The following is a 16423-nucleotide window of genomic DNA, read 5'->3' as shown; positions in this document are numbered from 1 at the left end:
ACGTAAGTCGCGATCGGGCCGAAGAAAAAGCTTCGCGACTTACGTCGCTCCCACACTCGACACCACGGCCCGATAACGCGGACCCGATATCAGTCGTTGCTGCCACTCACCCGGGCAACGGCATCGTGCGGATGCAGGCTTTCATAATGCGCCACGGTGGCATCGTAACGGGCCACGCGCGCGTCGCCGGCGAGCACGGACGCCACGCGGCGGGCGGCGTCCTCGCAGAACATCAGGTTCTCGGCATTGAGGCGGGCGAAGGCCTGCTCGTCGACACGCTTGACCGCCGTCTGCACCGGCGTGCCGAGGGCGGCTTCGATGGCGTCCACCAACGGCACCAGCGGCAACTCATCGAACTGCGCGCGCAGTTCCACCCGCACGCTGGCACGGCTGCGCTGGGCATGCGGGGTCGCGGCCAGGCCGCGCTCGGAGGCCAGCCAGTCGTGCACGGCAGCGACCGACAGCGCGGGCGAGCCATCGAAATCGCTGGCGAAGCGCTCCGCGTTGGCTTGCCGCGACAGCGCCGCGGATGCCGGACAGGTGCTGGAGTATTCGACCGCGAACGACAGCGCCAGGTTGAGATGCCCGTCGACCAGCGTCGCCTCGATTTCCACCGGATAGCGCTTCCAGCCGGCGTAGTCGCTCTCCAGCGCCTTGCGTTGCAGGAGCGCGTCGTAGCGGATCTTCAGCCGTGCGCTGGTGGCAAGCCCGGCCTGCGAGGCCACGCCATCCTGCAGCAGGTGCCGCAGCCCGGCCGGCGTGATCGCTTCACGCGCCAGTCCGTCCTGCAGTTGCAGGTACAGGCGCGACATGTGGATGCCGCGCGCGTCGGGGTTGGCCAGGTTCACCGACAGGTCGATGCTGGCGGCCACCTGCAGCTGACCACCCTGCCCGTCGGCGATGCGGACCGGCAGCGCGATGTTCTCCATGCCCACCCAGTCCAGGGGGCGCGCCAGCGGCACGCGCTGGTGGGCGACATCGGGGAGATCGGCGCGGGGCGCCACGGGAAGCGAGGGAGCCATCGTCATTGCACGGGGGAGTGGATGCCGCGCAATTGTACGCCCTGCCCCTGAATTTCCCGATGAAACAGTCCGTTACGGATCATTCCCTTCGCTATCGCGGCGATATGCGCGGCCTTCAGTCGCCTCGCGCCGCGCGCCAGCCGGTGAACAGCAGCACGGGGCGCGATGGCAGCGGTGCGGGCGCGCCCTTCCGCGACAGGCGATCCAGCCGGCCGCGTGCGTACGTGGCGAGCACGCGGCGCTCACGGGCTGCCGGTCGCGACGCATGCCAGCGCTGCAGGACCTCCATCGCCCAACCCCGCAGGGAAGCCGCATCGTCCGCGTGTCGGAAGGCCGTCGGCACGGCGGCGATGCCCATGTCGGTCAGGCGCGTGGCAAGCACCTGCGCGACAACGGCATCCGCATCCGGCGCGCGGCCGAGTACGTCGGCTTCCACTGCGGCGACGGCAGCACCGAAGGGCGCCAGTGCTGCGAACGCCTCGTCACTGCCACTCGGTGTGTCGCGCGCAGCCACCAGCACGGGCAACGCGTCGGCCAACGATGCCCATGGGGCACGCACAGGTTCCAGCCTGCGGCCGAGCGGATGGCGAGAGCGCTGCGCACTCCAGCCACGCAGTTCTTCGCTCCACCACGCGAGCTTGGCATCCGCCGGCAGCGGATCGCCGCTGATGTTCAGGACATCGTCGAATTCCTGCAGCAAGGCGAACCACGCGGCCGCGATGTCCCGGCGCGCGGGCGCAACAAAGATCTCCGCCACCGACCATTCGGGCCAGCGTGCGTGCCATTTTTCCAGGAAGCTGACGAGGGCGGCGGAGTCGGACATGCAAATTGCAGAGACGTGGGAGCGACGTCAGTCGCGATGGAAGTTGCAGGAGTACGAATCGGCGCTCGAGACAGGTGTGACCGCCAAACCGCTCGCGACTTACGTCGCTCCCACTGAGGAACGGCTTGCCGGCCATGCGGCCGGCTCGATGAGCTCATCCGCGGTCTCGCACATCACGTCCGCACCCCACTTGGCCGGCACCTCCTGCGCCTGCCGGTAACCCCACAATGCCGCGATCGACGGCATGCCGGCGGCCCGCGAGGCCTGGATGTCGCGCTCGTCGTCGCCCACGTAGACGCAGTCGGCGATGGCGATGCCGATGCGTTCGGCGGCGACCTGCAACGGCAGCGGATGCGGCTTCTTCTCTGCCAGCGTGTCGCCACCGATCAGCACCGCGCAGCGATCGCTCCAGCCCAGTTGCGGCAGGATGTCGCGCGCCAGGTATTCCGGCTTGTTGGTGACGATGCCCCAGGTGCTGCCCGCCGCCTCGAGGGCGTCTAGCATCTCCGCCACGCCATCGAACAGCACGCTGTGGCGACCGAGTTCCTCCTGGTAGATCGTCAGGAACTCCGGCACCAGCGCTTCGCGTGGACCCTGTTCCATGTCGGGGAATGCCGCCGCCAGCATCGCGCGCGCGCCCTTCGACACGTGCGGGCGCAACGCGTCCAGCGTCATCGGACCGAGGCCGCGCGACGCACGCATGCGGTTGGCGGTGGCCAGCATGTCCGGCGCACTGTCGAGCAGCGTGCCATCCAGATCGAACAGCGCGGCGCGCGGAAATCCCGTCGCCGTCACGGCTTCACCGCACTGGCGAGGTAGTTGACGTCGGTGCGCGAGGTGAGGCGTGCGCGCTGGCGCCACGGCTCGTAGGCCAGGCCGGTGACGTCCTGCAACTGGAATCCGGCCTCGCGCAGCCACGCGGCCAGTTCCGAGGGACGGATGAATTCCTTGTAGTTGTGCGTGCCCTTCGGCAGCAGGCGCGCGATGTACTCGGCGCCGACGATGGCCAGCGCAAACGCGGCCGGCGTGCGGTTCAGCGTCGACAGGAACAGCTGCCCGCCCGGCTTCAGCAGCGTGTGGCAGGCGCGAATGATCGAGGCCGGGTCCGGTACGTGTTCCAGCATCTCCATGCAGGTGACCACGTCGAAGCTGCCCGGGCGCTCTTCCGCCAGCGACTCGACCGAACGCAGCTGGTAGTCGACCTGCACGCCCGATTCGAGCTTGTGCAGCCGGCCGACCTTGACCAGTTCCGGCGCCAGGTCGATCGCGGTGACCTGCGCGCCCTCGCGCGCCAGCGCTTCGCTCAGCAGGCCACCACCGCAGCCGACATCCAGCGCGATGGCGCCGGTCAGCCGCATGCGCTCGCGCACGTACTGCAGGCGGACGGGATTGAGCGCGTGCAGGGCCTTCTGGGGGCCGTCCGGATCCCACCAGCGGTTGGCCAGCGCGCCGAACTTGTCGAGCTCGGCCTGGGTGAAGTTGTCGTCGCGGGGGGAAGTCGTGGTCGTCATGGCGTCATTGTAGAGCGCCAAGGCTTGGCGGGGCGTCCGTCGTCCCAGCGAACGCTGGGACCCATGTTGATGTTGCACTCGCCGGTGCCATACGGAGCAAGCGCAGAATGGGTCCCAGCGTTCGCTGGGACGACGGCAGCTTAGCGGCGCAGGCCAGCGATCCGTTCGCGCCATTGCCTCGCATTGGCGATCACGCCATCGAGGTCGATCTCCACCAGCACGCGCTGCAGCAGCTTCGGGCGACCGGCGATCCAGACGTCGCTGACCTGCTGGCGCCCGGTCGCGTAGATCAGCTGCGATACCACGTGGTGCAGCGGCTGGGTTTCCAGTGCGGACAGGTCGACGCAGACCAGGTCGGCCTCCTTGCCCGGCTCGATCGAGCCGATGCGGTCGTCGAAGCCGATCGCCTTCGCACCGCCCAACGTGGCCGCGCGCAGCGCGCTGAACGCATCCAGCGCCGCCGCGTCCTGCGCCACCGCCTTGGCCAGCAACGCCGCGGTGCGGGTCTCGCTGAACATGTCCAGGTCGTTGTTGCTGGCGCAGCCGTCGGTGCCGACGGCCAGCGTCACGCCCGCGCGCTCCAGCGCACAGGCCGGGCAGAAACCGGACGCCAGCTTGAGGTTGGACTCAGGGCAATGCACCACGCTGACGCCGCGCTCGGCGCAGAGATGGATCTCCGCCTCGGTGAGCTGCGTCATGTGGATGGCGATCAGGCGGTCGTTGACCAGCCCCAGCCGGTCCAGGCGCGCGATCGGGCGCTGACCGTATTTTTCCAGCGACTGTTCGACTTCCTGCGCCGTCTCATGCAGGTGCAGGTGCACCGGCACGTCGAGCTGATCGGACAGCATGCGCACACGTTCGAAGTTCGCGTCGTTGACCGTGTAAGGCGCATGCGGGGCGAAGGCGGTGGCGATCAGCGCGTCGTCGCGCCACTGATCGTGCACCTCACCCGCCTTCTCGAAGTATTCGTCGTCCGAGGCCGCCCACGCCGTGGGGAAATCGATCACCGGCAGGCCGACGCGCGCACGGAAGCCGTGGTGCTTGTAGGTCGCCGCCTGCACGTCGGGGAAGAAGTAATTCTCGTTGACGCAGGTGGTGCCCCCGCGGAGCATCTCGGCGATCGCCAGGGTGATGCCGTCGGCGACGAAGTCCGGGCCGATCACCGCGCCCTCGATCGGCCAGATGTGCTCCTGCAACCAGACCTTCAGCGGCAGGTCGTCGGCCACGCCGCGCAGCAGCGTCATCGGGTTATGGGTATGCGCGTTGACCAGGCCGGGGATCAGGGCCGCGTCGGGGCGCGATACCGTCTCGCGCGGCAGGAAGCGCTGGCGCGCCTCGGCCACCGGCAGGATCGCGACGATGCGGCCGCCGGTGACGGCGACCGCATGGTGCTCCAATACCACCCCGTGCGGGACGACCGGCACCACGAAACCGGCTTCGATCAACAGGTCGCAGGTATCAGGCGCAACGTCGGTCATGCAGGGTCAGATCCCGAAGCCCAGGGTGTAGGTGATGCCGAACGCGCCCGCGCCGAACAGCAGCCAGCAGAGCAGCATCAGCGCCAGCGCGCGGCCATAGCCCAGCCTGGGCACGGCGGGAAACAGCGTCGGCAGCGTGGCGTTCCAGCACAGCATGACGCCCAGCCCGGCGATCAGTACGCCGACCGCCCAGACGCCGAGGTAGAGCGCGAGCTGTCCCATCACTTCACGCGGCTGACGTATTCGCCGGTGCGGGTGTCGACCTTGATGACCTCTTCCTGGCCGACGAACAGCGGCACGCGCACGACGGCGCCGGTTTCCAGCGTGGCCGGCTTGCCGCCGGTGCCGGCGGTGTCGCCCTTCACGCCCGGATCGGTCTCGGTGATCTGCAGTTCGACGAAGTTCGGCGGGGTCACCTGGATCGGGTTGCCGTTCCACAGGGTCACCACGCAGTCTTCCTCGCCCTTCAGCCACTTCTCGGCGCCGCCCATGCCGGCCTTGTCGGCCTGCACCTGCTCGAAGGTCTCCTGCTGCATGAAGTGCCAGTACTCGCCGTCGGTGTACAGGTACTGCATGTCGGTATCCACCACGTCCGCCGCCTCGACCGAGTCGGTGCTCTTCATGGTGATTTCCTGCACGCGGCCGCTCTTGATCAGGCGGTACTTCACGCGGGTGAAGGCCTGGCCCTTGCCCGGCTTGACGTACTCGGTGTCGGTGATGATCGCCGGGTCGTTGTTGATCAGGATCTTCATCCCGTTCTTGACGTCGTTCATGCCGTAACTGGCCATGCGTGTGCTCCTGAGGGTAAGGCGGACCCGCCGCGCAGGGCGGCCGGCCGGATAGAATGGGGAACCCGCCGGATGCGGCGGGTGCTTGTTTCCAGACCCGACATGATACCCGCAGCCCCCGACCCCCGACAGCCCGCCCCGCTGGCCGCGCCCCGCTGGCAGCAGGCCTGGCGCGACGCCGTGCGCGATCCGCGCGAGTTGCTGGCGCTGCTGGGACTGGAGTCGCTGGCCGACCGGGTGTCCGATGAGGCCGCGGCGCAGTTCCCGCTGCGGGTGCCGCGCGGGTTCGTGGGCCGGATGCGATACGCGGACGCGCGCGACCCGTTGCTGCGCCAGGTCCTGCCGCTGGACGACGAGATGCAGCCGGTTGCCGGCTACGGCCTCGACGCGGTCGGCGACGGCGCTGCCCGAACCGGCACCGGCGTGATCCAGAAATACCGGGGCCGCGCCCTGCTGGTGGCCACCGGCAGCTGCGCGATCAACTGCCGCTACTGTTTCCGCCGCCACTTCCCCTATTCCGACGAGACCGCCGCGCGCGATGGCTGGCGCGAGGCCGTGGACCTGATCCGCCAGGACGACAGCGTCGAAGAGGTCCTGCTGTCCGGCGGCGATCCGCTGTCGCTGTCGAACAGCAAGCTCGCCGAACTGACGGATGCCCTGGCCGGCGTCCCGCACCTGCGCCGCCTGCGCATCCACAGCCGCCTGCCCGTGGTGCTGCCCGAGCGTATCGACGACGGCCTGGTCGCCTGGCTGGCCGGCCTGCGGTGGCCGGTGACGCTGGTGATCCACGCCAACCATGCCAACGAGTTCGACGGCACCGTCGACGCCGCCCTGCGCCGCCTGCGCGATGCCGGCGTGCACCTGCTCAACCAGGCGGTGCTGCTGCAGGGCGTGAACGACGACGTCGATGCCCTTGCCGCGCTCAGCGAGCGGGGCTTCGCCGCCGGCGTGCTGCCCTATTACCTGCACCAGCTCGACCGCGTCGCCGGCGCGGCCCATTTCGAGGTCGACGACGCCCGGGCGAAGGCGCTGCATGCGGCCCTCGCCGCGCGCCTCTCCGGCTACCTCGTGCCGCGGCTGGTGCGGGAAGTGGCGGGCGACACCGGCAAGCGCCCGCTCTGATACACCCGCGACAGGCCGTGTCCGCATCTGCGACGCCTGCATTGGACTCATCTCACGCGTTCAGGTATTAAACGCGCACCCCTCGCGGACACGCTGCATGCAGATCGGCAAAGACACCACGCTACGACTGACCCTGGTGGACGACAGCGCGGAAGACGCGGAGGCCATCGTCTCCACGCTGCGCAACGGCGGCATCGCCGTGCGCCCCCTGCGACCGATCGACGCGGCCGAACTGGGCCAGATGGTCGCCGCGCAGCCGATGGACCTGCTGCTCGCCTCGCGCAGCGCCAAGGGCATTCCGCTGGCCAGCGTGCTGGCCCAGGTCGATGCCAGCGGCAAGGACATCCCGGTGATCGTGCTGGCCGATGCGATCAGCGAGGCCGACCTGCTCGCCGACCAGGCCGCCGGTGCCCGCGCGGTCGCGCTGCGGGGCCGACCGGAGCATGTGCTGACGGTGCTGCGGCGCGAGTGGGCCGACCTCGACGCGCGCCGCTCGCAGCGCCGGCTGGAAGGCCAGATGCGCGAGACCGAGCGCCGCTGCGACGCGTTGATCTCGTCCTCGCGCGACCCCATCGCCTACATCCACGAAGGCATGCATATCCGGGCCAACGATGCCTACCTGGAGATGTTCGGCTTCGAGTCGTTCGAAGATGTCGAAGGCCTGTCGCTGCTGGACCTGGTCGGTCCGCAGTACGTCACCGACTTCAAGGCCCTGCTGAAGAAGCTCAGCAAGGGCGAGCCGCCCCCACCCCGCTTCGAGCTGGAAGCGCGCAGCATCGACGGCGACAGCTTCCCGGCCACGCTGGAATTCGCCACCGCCACCTACGAGGGCGAGGCCTGCGTGCAGGTGGTGTTCCGGCGCCGCGAGGAGTTCGATCCCGAACTCGCCCGCGAGGTCGAGGACCTGCGCCAGCGCGACATGGTCACCGGCCTGCTCAACCGCCCCACCTTCCTGCGTGAACTCGAGAACGCGGTGGCCCAGGTCGCCCGCGGCGAGGACCAGTACGCACTGCTGCTGATCGAACCCGACCATTACCAGCGCCTGCTGTCCGAGATCGGCATCGACTCGGCCGACGCGCTCGCCGCCGCGCTGGCCGCACGCCTGTCGGAAAAGCTCGACGAAGGCAGCCTCGCCGCCCGCTTCGGCGAGCGCACCTTCGCCGTCCTGCTGCGCGGCAACCATGCGCAGACCGCGGCGCTGGCGGAGAAGCTGCGCGCGGCCTATGCCTCGCACGTGTTCAACGTGGGCGAACGCTCGGCCTCGGTCACGGCCAGCATCGGCGGCGTGCAGATCGGCGAGAAGATCGCCAGCGTCGGCCCGGTGCTGACGCGCGCTACCGACGGGCTGCAGACGGCGACCAACCTGGGCGGCAACCGCATCGAGATCTTCGACCCCGGCGCGGTTGACCGGGCCGAGGAAGAGCGCGTGCAGAACTGGGTCAAGCGCTTGCAGGAAGCCCTGCAGGACGGCAGTTTCCGCCTGCACTACCAGCCGGTGGTCAACTTGCAGGGCGAGCCCGGCGAGATCTACGAGGCGCTGCTGCGACTGGAATCCAACGGCGAGGTGGTGTTGCCGCAGTCGTTCATCGGCATAGCGGAAGAGAACGGACTGCTCGACGCCATCGACCGCTGGGTGGTGAACCACGCCATCGAGGTACTGGCCGAGCGCAAGCGCGCCGGACGCGATACCCGTCTGGTGGTGAAAGTCAGTCCGGCCTCGTTCGCCGACAACCGCCTGCTCGACCTGATCGCCCGACAGCTCGCCGCGCTCGACGTTCCCGGCGACCGGCTGTGGCTGCAGACGCCCGAAGCCAAGGTGTTCACGCACCTGCGCCAGGCCCAGGCGTTCCAGACCGCCGCCGCCAAGCTGGGGTGCCAGGTCGGATTGGAGCATTTCGGTGCCGGCCTGGACTCGTTCCAGCTGCTGTCGCACTTCCAGCCGACCTTCCTCAAGATCGACCGCGTCTTCAGCGAGGACCTGGGCAAGAACACCGAGCACCAGCAGAAGATCCGCGAGATCGCCGAGCGTGCGCAGGCGCTGGGCATCCTGACGGTGGCCGAGCACGTGCAGGACGCGGCCACCATGGCGTTCCTGTTCACCGCCAGCCTGGACTATGTGGAAGGCAACTTCCTCGCCGCGCCAGGCCCGGCGATGAACTACGACTTCAGCTGACCTGGTTGCGGCTCTGTACAACTTCGGCTGATCGGTCGTTTGCCTTTGCAGGAGCGGGCCATGCCCGCGATGCTTTTTGGGACGGTCGATGTAGAGCATCGCGGGCATGGCCCGCTCCTACAAAGACCGGACATGAAAAACCCGCCTTCCGGCGGGTTTTTCGTTCACTGCACGGGCGACGCGATCAGGCGAACGTGCCCTGCTGCGCGCGCAGCGCGGCGATGCGGTCTTCCAGCGGCGGATGGCTGAGGAACAGCTTCTTCATGCCCTGCCCGATGCCGCCTGCGATGCCGAAGGCTTCCACCTGCGCCGGCAACGTGCTCGGACGCTGCTGCTGGCTCAGGCGCTCCAGCGCGGCGATCATCTTCTGGCGCCCCGCGTACGTGGCCCCGCCCTGGTCGGCGCGGAACTCGCGGCGACGCGAGAACCACATCGCGATCATCGTGGCGAACAGGCCGAACACCACCTCCAGCGCCATCACGATGAGGTAGTAGGCGAAGCCCCGGCCGCTGCCTTCGCGGTTGCCGGACAGGAAGCTGTCGACGATGCCGCCCACCACGCGGGCCAGCACGATCACGAAGGTGTTCAGCACGCCCTGCAGCAACGCCATGGTCACCATGTCGCCGTTGGCGACGTGGGCGACCTCGTGGCCGAGCACCGCTTCGGCCTCGTCCTGGTTCATCTGCCGCAGCAGGCCGGTGGACACCGCCACCAGCGCGTTGTTGCGGTTGGCACCGGTGGCGAAGGCGTTGATCTCCGGCGCGTCGTAGATGGCGACCTCCGGCATGCCGATGCCGGCGGCCTGGGCCTGGCGCTGCACGGTGGCGACCAGCCAGCGCTCGGCGTCGTTGCGCGGCTGCTCGATGACCATGGCACCGGTGGCGCGCTTGGCCATCCACTTGGAGGTCAGCAGCGAGATCAGCGAGCCGCCGAAGCCGAAGATCGCCGCGAATACCAGCAGGCCACCCATCTGGCTGGAATTGACGCCCAGCAGGGACATGACCACGCTGGCCAGGGCCAGCACGGCCAGGTTGGTAGCGAGGAACAACGCGACGCGCGTGAACAAGACGGGGATCTCCGGAACAAGTGGTATGCAGACGGTTACGACCGCAGAATTGCGGTTGTGCCCGCCTGAATTCAAGCGACTTGCTGACTGCATGGTTCAGCTTTCCTCCACTATTGACGAATGAGCGACAACGTTCCCTCCCCGTACCGCGGCCGCTTCGCGCCATCGCCCACTGGCCGGCTGCATCTCGGCTCGCTGGTCGCCGCGCTGGGGAGCTGGCTGCTGGCGCGCCACCACGACGGCACGTGGCTGGTGCGGATGGAGGATCTCGATCCGCCGCGCGAAGTCGCCGGCGCGGCCGAGATGCAACTGGCGACGCTGGCAGCGTTCGGGATGACCTCCGACGAGCCCGTCGTCCGGCAGAGCGCACGGCACGATCTCTACCGCGATGCGCTGGCGCGACTGCTGGCAAGCGGCAATGCCTTCGAATGCCGCTGCAGCCGCTCCGACCTGGCCGCGGCCGGCGGCATCCATCGGCATTGCGTGGCGAGCGATCCCACCCGCGCGCCGGCCATCCGCCTGCGCGTACCCGACGACACGGTCGTGTCCTTCGAAGACGGTCTGCAGGGCGCCGTCGAACAACGCGTCGACCGCGAGGTCGGCGACGTCGTGCTGCGCCGTGCCGACGGTTTCTGGGCCTACCAACTGGCGGTGGTCGTCGACGATGCAGACCAGGGCATCACCGACATCGTGCGCGGCGCCGACCTGCTCGACTCCACGCCCCGCCAGATCCTGCTGCAGCGCGCACTCGGCCTGCCCAGCCCTCGCCATCTGCACCTGCCACTGATCGTCGATGCGGACGGCCACAAGCTGTCGAAATCGATGGCGTCCCTGCCCATCGACGACGACGCGCCGCTACCGGCCCTGCGGATCGCCTGGCAGGCGTTGGGGCAACCGGTTGCCGTCCTCGACGGCGCGCCGACGGTCGCTGCCGCCCTGCGGATCGCGACACGCGAATTCCTGCCGGATCGCCTGCCAAAAGTGACATCACTGACGTTCGCTGCAGCGCACAACAATGCTGCCGCAGGCGCTGTCTAGAATCGGGTGGCCGTCGGCTTGCGGCGGTCCAAGGAGAGTCCCCACATGACATCGCGCGTCGCCCTGGTCACCGGCGGCACCGGAGGTATCGGTACCGCCATCTGCAAGAAGCTGGCCGACATGGGCCACAAGGTCGCCACCAACTACCGGAACGAAGAGAAGGCGCGTGCATGGCAGGCGCAGATGAAGGCGGACGGCTACGAGTTCGCGCTGGTCAAGGGCGACGTGACCTCGCCGGACGAGGCGCAGGCCATGGTGAAGGAGGTCGAACAGACCCTCGGCCCGGTCGAGGTGCTGGTCAACAACGCCGGCATCACCCGCGACGGCACCTTCCACAAGATGTCGGCCACGCAGTGGGGCGACGTCATCAACACCAACCTCAATTCGGTGTTCAACGTCACCCGCCCGGTGATCGACGGCATGCGCGAGCGCAAGTGGGGCCGCATCATCCAGATCAGCTCCATCAACGGCCTGAAGGGCCAGTACGGCCAGGCCAACTACGCCGCCGCGAAGGCCGGCATGCACGGCTTCACCATTTCGCTGGCGCGCGAGAACGCCAAGCTCGGCATCACCGTCAACACCGTGTCGCCCGGCTATGTGGCCACCGACATGGTGATGGCCGTGCCGGAAGAGGTACGCGCCAAGATCGCCGCCGACATCCCGACCGGTCGTCTCGGCAAGCCCGAGGAGATCGCCTACGCGGTCGCCTTCCTCGTCGATGAGCAGGCGGCCTGGATCACCGGCTCCAACCTCGACATCAACGGTGGCCACCACATGGGCTGGTAGGCCCGCGCCGGCCACGTCCACCGTGTCACACGACGCCCCGCAAGGGGCGTCGTCCATTCCGATGCTGCGCAACATTTTTCGCTGCCTGAACAGGGCATCCCTGCCTTGTGGCCTGTTGCAAGGGCTGTTGCGCTGCGTCATGCTGCGGTCATACGCGTTTAGAGCGAAGACTCAATGGCTGCGATCCGCATCATCAAGAAGTACCCCAACCGTCGCCTGTACGACACCGAGATCTCCAGCTACATCACCATCGAGGACGTGCGCCAGCTGATCGTCGACGGCGAGGACTTCGAGGTCCGCGACGCCAAGACCGGCAACGACCTGACCCGCACCGTGCTGCTGCAGATCATCAGCGAGCAGGAACAGGACGGCGAACCGGTGCTGTCCACGCAGCTGCTCAGCCAGATCATCCGTTTCTACGGCGACTCGCTGCAGGGCTTCATGGGCAACTACCTGGAGCGCAGCATGCAGTTGTTCATGGAGCAGCAGCAGCAGTTCCGCAGCCAGATGGGCAACCTGCTCGGCCAGACGCCGTGGACCATGATGAACCAACTCACCGAGCGCAACATGGAGCTGTGGCAGGAATTCCAGCGCAACCTCACCGGCGGCATGGGCCGTCCGACGACGGTCAAGCCGAAGGAAACCCCGCGCGAGACGCCGAAAACGCGCGCGCGCTGATATCCCCTGTAGTGAAACCCGGCCCGCGCCCCGTTGCGCGGGCCTTTTTTTGAGCCGAGACCACAGGAACTCCGCATGACGCAACGTATCGCCGTGGTGACCGGCGGCATGGGTGGGCTGGGACTGGCTATCTGCCAGGCACTGGCTCGCGCCGGCCGCAAGGTGATCGCCGCCGACCTGCCCGCTTCACCAGAACGTCTGGACCACTTCCGCGCACAGACCGCATCGCTCGACATCGGGACCGCCACCGTCGACGTGGCCGACTTCGACGCGTGCGCTGCGTTCGTGCGCGACGTCGAAGCCCGCCACGGCGCGCTCGACATCCTGGTCAACAATGCCGGCATCACCCGCGACGCGACCCTGCGCAAGATGGACAAGGCGCAGTGGGACGCGGTGATCGGCGTGAACCTGGACAGCGCGTTCAACCTCTGCCGCCACGCCATCGACGGCATGCAGGCGCGCGGCTTCGGCCGCATCGTCAACATCAGCTCGGTCAGCGGGCAGACGGGCAACTTCGGCCAGGTGAACTACGCGGCGGCGAAGGCCGGCCTGCATGGCTTCACGATGTCGCTGGCGCGGGAAGTCGCCCGCAAGGGCGTCACCGTCAACAGCGTGTCGCCCGGCTACGTGGAAACGCCGATGACGCGCGCGATGCCGGATGACGTGCGCGACCGCACCGTCGCCTCGGTACCGGTCGGTCGTATCGGCCAGCCGGACGACATCGCGCGCGCGGTGGCGTTCCTCACCGCCGACGACGCCGGCTACATCACCGGCGCCAACCTGCCGGTCAACGGCGGTCTGTTCATGAGCTTCTGACCGGCACGCCGCGTCCCCGTCTTTCCGCTCCCTGCGAATCAACACGCACCTTCGACAAGGACCCTCGATGAAACTCACTCCTCCCACCTTCGGCGTCTGGCTGATCGCGCTGCTGCTCGGCGGCGGCGGCATCGCCGCGAAGTTCGGCTACGTGCCGGTACTGGCCCCGCATGCGTTCTGGCTGGTGGTCGCCGGCTTCGGCCTGCTGGTGGCCGCGACGCTCTTCAGCAAGCTCTGAGCGACGGTGCCATGCTCCCGGTATCCATCGCCGGGAGCACCTCATGGACCTGATCGGATCTTTGCTGTACGGCCTGTGGTCGCAGCCCCGTTTCGCCATCCCATTGCTGCTGGGCATCGGCGCTGGCACGGGCCTGTTCTTCCTGACCGGCAAGGAGCCAGCCTCGGCGGCGATGGCCGTCGGTTGTGTCCTGCTTGGCCTGGCGATCGGCTTCGTGCTGCACTACTTCCGCGATACGCGGCGCGATCCGCGGGACTGAGCCTTATTCCAGTTCGAAGCGGTCGAACGCGATCTCCAGCGTTTCGAACAGCGTGTCCGCCTCCACCGCGTCCAGCGGCGAGGTCAGGTAGCCCGCCGGTCGCGCGCGCAGGAAGCGCCAGCTCATCGCGGGATTGCCCTGCTCGTCCAGCAGCGTGACCGTGACGGTGCGCCGGGCATCGCCGCCATTGCGCGCCTCGTCCCACCATCGGTACCACGCCAGCGACCCGATCACGCCACGCCGCAGCACCAGATTGTCGTAGTGCGTCAGCGTCGACAGTTTCCTCGTTTCCGGCGTCCTGTCGTTGCCGTTGCGGTACTCGTTGAGCTGCAGGCGGGCCGCGGGAAACAGCACCTCCGACACGCCGGCGTCGGGTCCGTCCCCCAGGCCGAGATCGACGTGGAAGTTCATTCCGGCATACGGGCGGTCGCGCGTGACAGGCATGGGCAGGTTCCATGTGAGGGAGGGAGAGGGGCCGCTCGGAGGCGAGCGGTCTTTCTCTCCAACGCAGTCACATCACACCAGCGGTCAGTGGCGTCTCTTCCATGGCCGCACAGGATGGGCTGTCGAGCCCCCTCGATGGGGCCCGGAATCCCTCACGCGGAGCTCGGCGTGCCGCAGCTCGGGCTCGGAAAGCCATCGATGGCACTCCGAGAGCCACACCCTGGCATTCGGAAAGCGATCGATGGGATTTACTGTGAGACGGATGGCTTTCCGGGGGCCATCGATGGCACGTCGAGAGCCATCGATCGCTTCCGGAATCCCATCGATGGCTTTCAGCGTGAGACGCATGGGACTCGTAAAGCCGTCGATGGATCTCCGAGTGCCAACCCCTGGCTTTCCGGGCTCGATCGTTGGCATTCCATGTGAGGCGAGAGCCGCTCGCAGCCCCATCGATGGCGCTCCGAGGGCCATCGATGGCGCCCGGAATGCCATCCACGCCGACGGATGTGAGACCGGAACGGAGGTCGTCACGCGCCCGGCGGTGCGACGCTCTGGCCCGTCGCCTGCTGCCCGATCCACAGGCGGTTGCCATCCGGGTCGTCGATGCGGAATTCGCGCATGCCGTAGAAGGTGTCTTCCAGGTCGGGAACGTCGAGGCCGTTGTCGCGTGCCTGGCGGTGGAAAGCGACCAGATCGTCCGGATACAGGTACAGCACCGCACCGCGCGGCGCGTCCGGATTCACGTTGATCGACTGGTCCAGCATCACCCGGCACTCGCCCCAGCGCAGCTTCGCCCAGCCCCAGTCGTCGCGCCGGTCCTCGACAGTGAAGCCGAGTTTCTCGTAGAACAGGATCGCCCGCGGCAGATGGCGGACGGGTTGCATGGGGATGATGCGGGACATGGGTTTCCGTTCTGATGGCGCCTCACAGGGTGGTTTTCTTGCCATGCAGTACGCAGCGCGTCAAACCATCCTGCTCGGTTGCCGGAGTCAACGTTCCAGTGCCGCATCCACGGCGCGTTTCGGATGCAGCAGGGGTTGACCGGAGGCATTGGGTGTCGCGGTGCGCTCCAACAGCTGCCTCACCTGCGCTCCGCTCATCCCCGGTCGCACTGTCCATATCTTGGCCGCCGCATTCGCAACCAGTGGAGCTGCCATGGAGGTGCCTGAGGGATAGGAGGTCATGCCGCCCGGCAGACGCGCCTCCACCCGGTCGCCGTTCGCGAACAGAGTGATTTCCGGGCCGGTGTTGGTCCACTCCGTCGTCACCCCATGACGGTCAACGGCCCCGACCAGGATGAAGTTGGGCAGCGTGAATCGTGTCGCCGGATTGGCCATTTCCATGCTGCTCGACGCATTGCCCGCTGCACCGACAAACAACACGTCCGGCGCTGCCTGCATGCCCGTGCGCAACACTTCACGAATCGCCTCCACCGTATAGCGGGCCAAAGCCTGCCGCTCGGACGGCGCCATGGCCGGCGCGCATTTCTCCAGGTTGCGCACATAGGCCCGCTCGGCACGGCCCCACGACATGTTGACCACGCGCGCGCCGCTGGCCACGACGAAGGCAAGCAAATCGCCGATGGACGCGGCCTCACGATCCGCAAGTTCACGCGTCCAGCAGGGAACCGGAGGATCGCCATGCCACCACTCCATGCGTGCGATGACGATCTCTGCTTCGGGCAGCCCTCGCAGCGCGATGTCGGCAAGCGCGGTGCCATGCACGAATCCACCCCACCGTCCGATGTCATCATCGAAGGCCGCAGCCTCGGCGGGCGACTGCGCCTTCATGCGCACGGAAATCGCCCGGGCCTCGGCGGTATCCTCCCCGCTGTCGCGATCATCCAGCGCCCGCAGCATCGCGTTCAACTCGTCCGCTCGAGCAAGAAGACCTTCCGGCAGCACCGCCATCGCGGTGTCCTGGCGTTGCTTGAAGGCGTCATAACCGCGCAGCAACAGCGCGCCGTCCTCATCTCGCGCGACTTGTCCGGGGAACAGGGTCGTATCCACGCCGCTGTCCCAGATCGCGATGCGAACCTTCGGACTGTCCGGCGCCGATGCCACGGATGCTTCGCGAGCTTCCCAGAAGCCCACGGCCGCAGGTTGAGCTGCCACCCCTCCTGACACCGTCGCCGTGGCGATGACGAGGGTCCGTACAAGGCGAAGGCTTGTCGCGTTCATG

General features: G+C 67.8%; 19 protein-coding genes. 8 read left to right on the top strand and 11 right to left on the bottom strand.

What is annotated here, in order from left to right:
- Positions 1-89 precede the first annotated feature (89 nt).
- From folE2 to efp, 7 genes are all read right to left on the bottom strand, one after another.
- A complete protein-coding gene (gene folE2 / locus ACGHX3_RS07620) occupies positions 90-1022 on the bottom strand; it encodes a GTP cyclohydrolase FolE2 (protein WP_394696965.1) in 933 nt (310 codons plus the stop codon).
- 115 nt (positions 1023-1137) lie between these two features.
- Positions 1138-1845 (bottom strand): phytoene/squalene synthase family protein, encoded by a 708-nt coding sequence (locus tag ACGHX3_RS07615; protein WP_394696964.1) that lies wholly within the window; start codon positions 1843-1845, stop codon positions 1138-1140.
- Between the two features lie 99 nt (positions 1846-1944).
- Positions 1945-2640 carry a phosphoglycolate phosphatase gene (locus ACGHX3_RS07610; protein ID WP_394696963.1) on the bottom strand — a complete coding sequence of 232 codons (696 nt, stop codon included), beginning with the start codon at positions 2638-2640 and terminating at the stop codon, positions 1945-1947.
- Complete coding sequence (gene ubiG / locus ACGHX3_RS07605; protein WP_394696962.1) at positions 2637-3356, bottom strand: bifunctional 2-polyprenyl-6-hydroxyphenol methylase/3-demethylubiquinol 3-O-methyltransferase UbiG; 720 nt, start codon at positions 3354-3356, stop codon at positions 2637-2639. Before ubiG ends, ACGHX3_RS07610 begins: the two co-directional genes overlap by 4 nt.
- Positions 3357-3496: 140 nt before the next feature.
- Complete coding sequence (locus ACGHX3_RS07600; RefSeq protein ID WP_394696961.1) at positions 3497-4834, bottom strand: TRZ/ATZ family hydrolase; 1338 nt, start codon at positions 4832-4834, stop codon at positions 3497-3499.
- Between the two features lie 6 nt (positions 4835-4840).
- On the bottom strand, positions 4841-5056 hold the full coding sequence (locus tag ACGHX3_RS07595; RefSeq protein ID WP_394696960.1) for a hypothetical protein: 216 nt from the start codon (positions 5054-5056) through the stop codon (positions 4841-4843).
- Positions 5056-5622 (bottom strand): elongation factor P, encoded by a 567-nt coding sequence (gene efp, locus ACGHX3_RS07590; protein WP_162338187.1) that lies wholly within the window; start codon positions 5620-5622, stop codon positions 5056-5058. The genes ACGHX3_RS07595 and efp overlap by 1 nt, the downstream gene beginning before the upstream one ends.
- Before the next feature lie 102 nt (positions 5623-5724).
- Between efp and epmB the strand changes: the two genes are divergently transcribed.
- Together epmB and ACGHX3_RS07580 are read left to right on the top strand one after the other, a co-directional pair.
- Positions 5725-6744 carry an EF-P beta-lysylation protein EpmB gene (gene epmB, locus ACGHX3_RS07585; protein ID WP_394696959.1) on the top strand — a complete coding sequence of 340 codons (1020 nt, stop codon included), beginning with the start codon at positions 5725-5727 and terminating at the stop codon, positions 6742-6744.
- A gap of 97 nt (positions 6745-6841) precedes the next feature.
- A complete protein-coding gene (locus tag ACGHX3_RS07580; RefSeq protein WP_213601308.1) occupies positions 6842-8917 on the top strand; it encodes an EAL domain-containing protein in 2076 nt (691 codons plus the stop codon).
- Between the two features lie 184 nt (positions 8918-9101).
- On the opposite strand, the gene htpX is transcribed toward ACGHX3_RS07580, so the two are convergent.
- Positions 9102-9983, bottom strand: coding sequence for a protease HtpX (gene htpX / locus ACGHX3_RS07575; RefSeq protein WP_213601310.1), 882 nt, complete (start codon positions 9981-9983; stop codon positions 9102-9104).
- Between the two features lie 120 nt (positions 9984-10103).
- On the opposite strand from htpX, the gene gluQRS reads away from it, so the two are divergent.
- The 6 genes from gluQRS to ACGHX3_RS07545 all read left to right on the top strand — a co-directional run bounded on the left by gluQRS (position 10104) and on the right by ACGHX3_RS07545 (position 13798).
- Complete coding sequence (gene gluQRS / locus ACGHX3_RS07570; protein ID WP_394696958.1) at positions 10104-11021, top strand: tRNA glutamyl-Q(34) synthetase GluQRS; 918 nt, start codon at positions 10104-10106, stop codon at positions 11019-11021.
- Between the two features lie 45 nt (positions 11022-11066).
- Positions 11067-11807, top strand: coding sequence for a beta-ketoacyl-ACP reductase (locus tag ACGHX3_RS07565; protein ID WP_162338747.1), 741 nt, complete (start codon positions 11067-11069; stop codon positions 11805-11807).
- 174 nt (positions 11808-11981) lie between these two features.
- Positions 11982-12485 carry a polyhydroxyalkanoate synthesis repressor PhaR gene (gene phaR / locus ACGHX3_RS07560; protein WP_055942352.1) on the top strand — a complete coding sequence of 168 codons (504 nt, stop codon included), beginning with the start codon at positions 11982-11984 and terminating at the stop codon, positions 12483-12485.
- Between the two features lie 75 nt (positions 12486-12560).
- Positions 12561-13301, top strand: coding sequence for an acetoacetyl-CoA reductase (gene phbB / locus ACGHX3_RS07555; RefSeq protein WP_162338746.1), 741 nt, complete (start codon positions 12561-12563; stop codon positions 13299-13301).
- A 67-nt stretch (positions 13302-13368) separates the two neighbouring features.
- The gene (locus ACGHX3_RS07550) at positions 13369-13539 is read left to right on the top strand and encodes a hypothetical protein (protein ID WP_156383629.1); all 171 of its coding nucleotides are present in this window, start codon (positions 13369-13371) and stop codon (positions 13537-13539) included.
- A 43-nt stretch (positions 13540-13582) separates the two neighbouring features.
- On the top strand, positions 13583-13798 hold the full coding sequence (locus tag ACGHX3_RS07545) for a hypothetical protein (RefSeq protein WP_394696957.1): 216 nt from the start codon (positions 13583-13585) through the stop codon (positions 13796-13798).
- Positions 13799-13801: 3 nt separating this feature from the next.
- On the opposite strand, the gene ACGHX3_RS07540 is transcribed toward ACGHX3_RS07545, so the two are convergent.
- From ACGHX3_RS07540 to ACGHX3_RS07530, 3 genes are all read right to left on the bottom strand, one after another.
- Positions 13802-14242 carry a phage tail protein gene (locus tag ACGHX3_RS07540; RefSeq protein WP_213601320.1) on the bottom strand — a complete coding sequence of 147 codons (441 nt, stop codon included), beginning with the start codon at positions 14240-14242 and terminating at the stop codon, positions 13802-13804.
- Between the two features lie 527 nt (positions 14243-14769).
- A complete protein-coding gene (locus ACGHX3_RS07535; RefSeq protein ID WP_394696956.1) occupies positions 14770-15144 on the bottom strand; it encodes a VOC family protein in 375 nt (124 codons plus the stop codon).
- Between the two features lie 87 nt (positions 15145-15231).
- Positions 15232-16422 (bottom strand): S8 family serine peptidase, encoded by a 1191-nt coding sequence (locus ACGHX3_RS07530; RefSeq protein ID WP_394696955.1) that lies wholly within the window; start codon positions 16420-16422, stop codon positions 15232-15234.
- Position 16423: the final 1 nt, after the last annotated feature.

Origin of the sequence: Pseudoxanthomonas japonensis, assembly GCF_043632995.1 — a bacterium.
GTDB lineage: Bacteria > Pseudomonadota > Gammaproteobacteria > Xanthomonadales > Xanthomonadaceae > Pseudoxanthomonas_A > Pseudoxanthomonas_A japonensis.
Note: the sequence above shows the minus strand (reverse complement) of the source record. Positions and strands in the feature narration are given on the sequence as shown.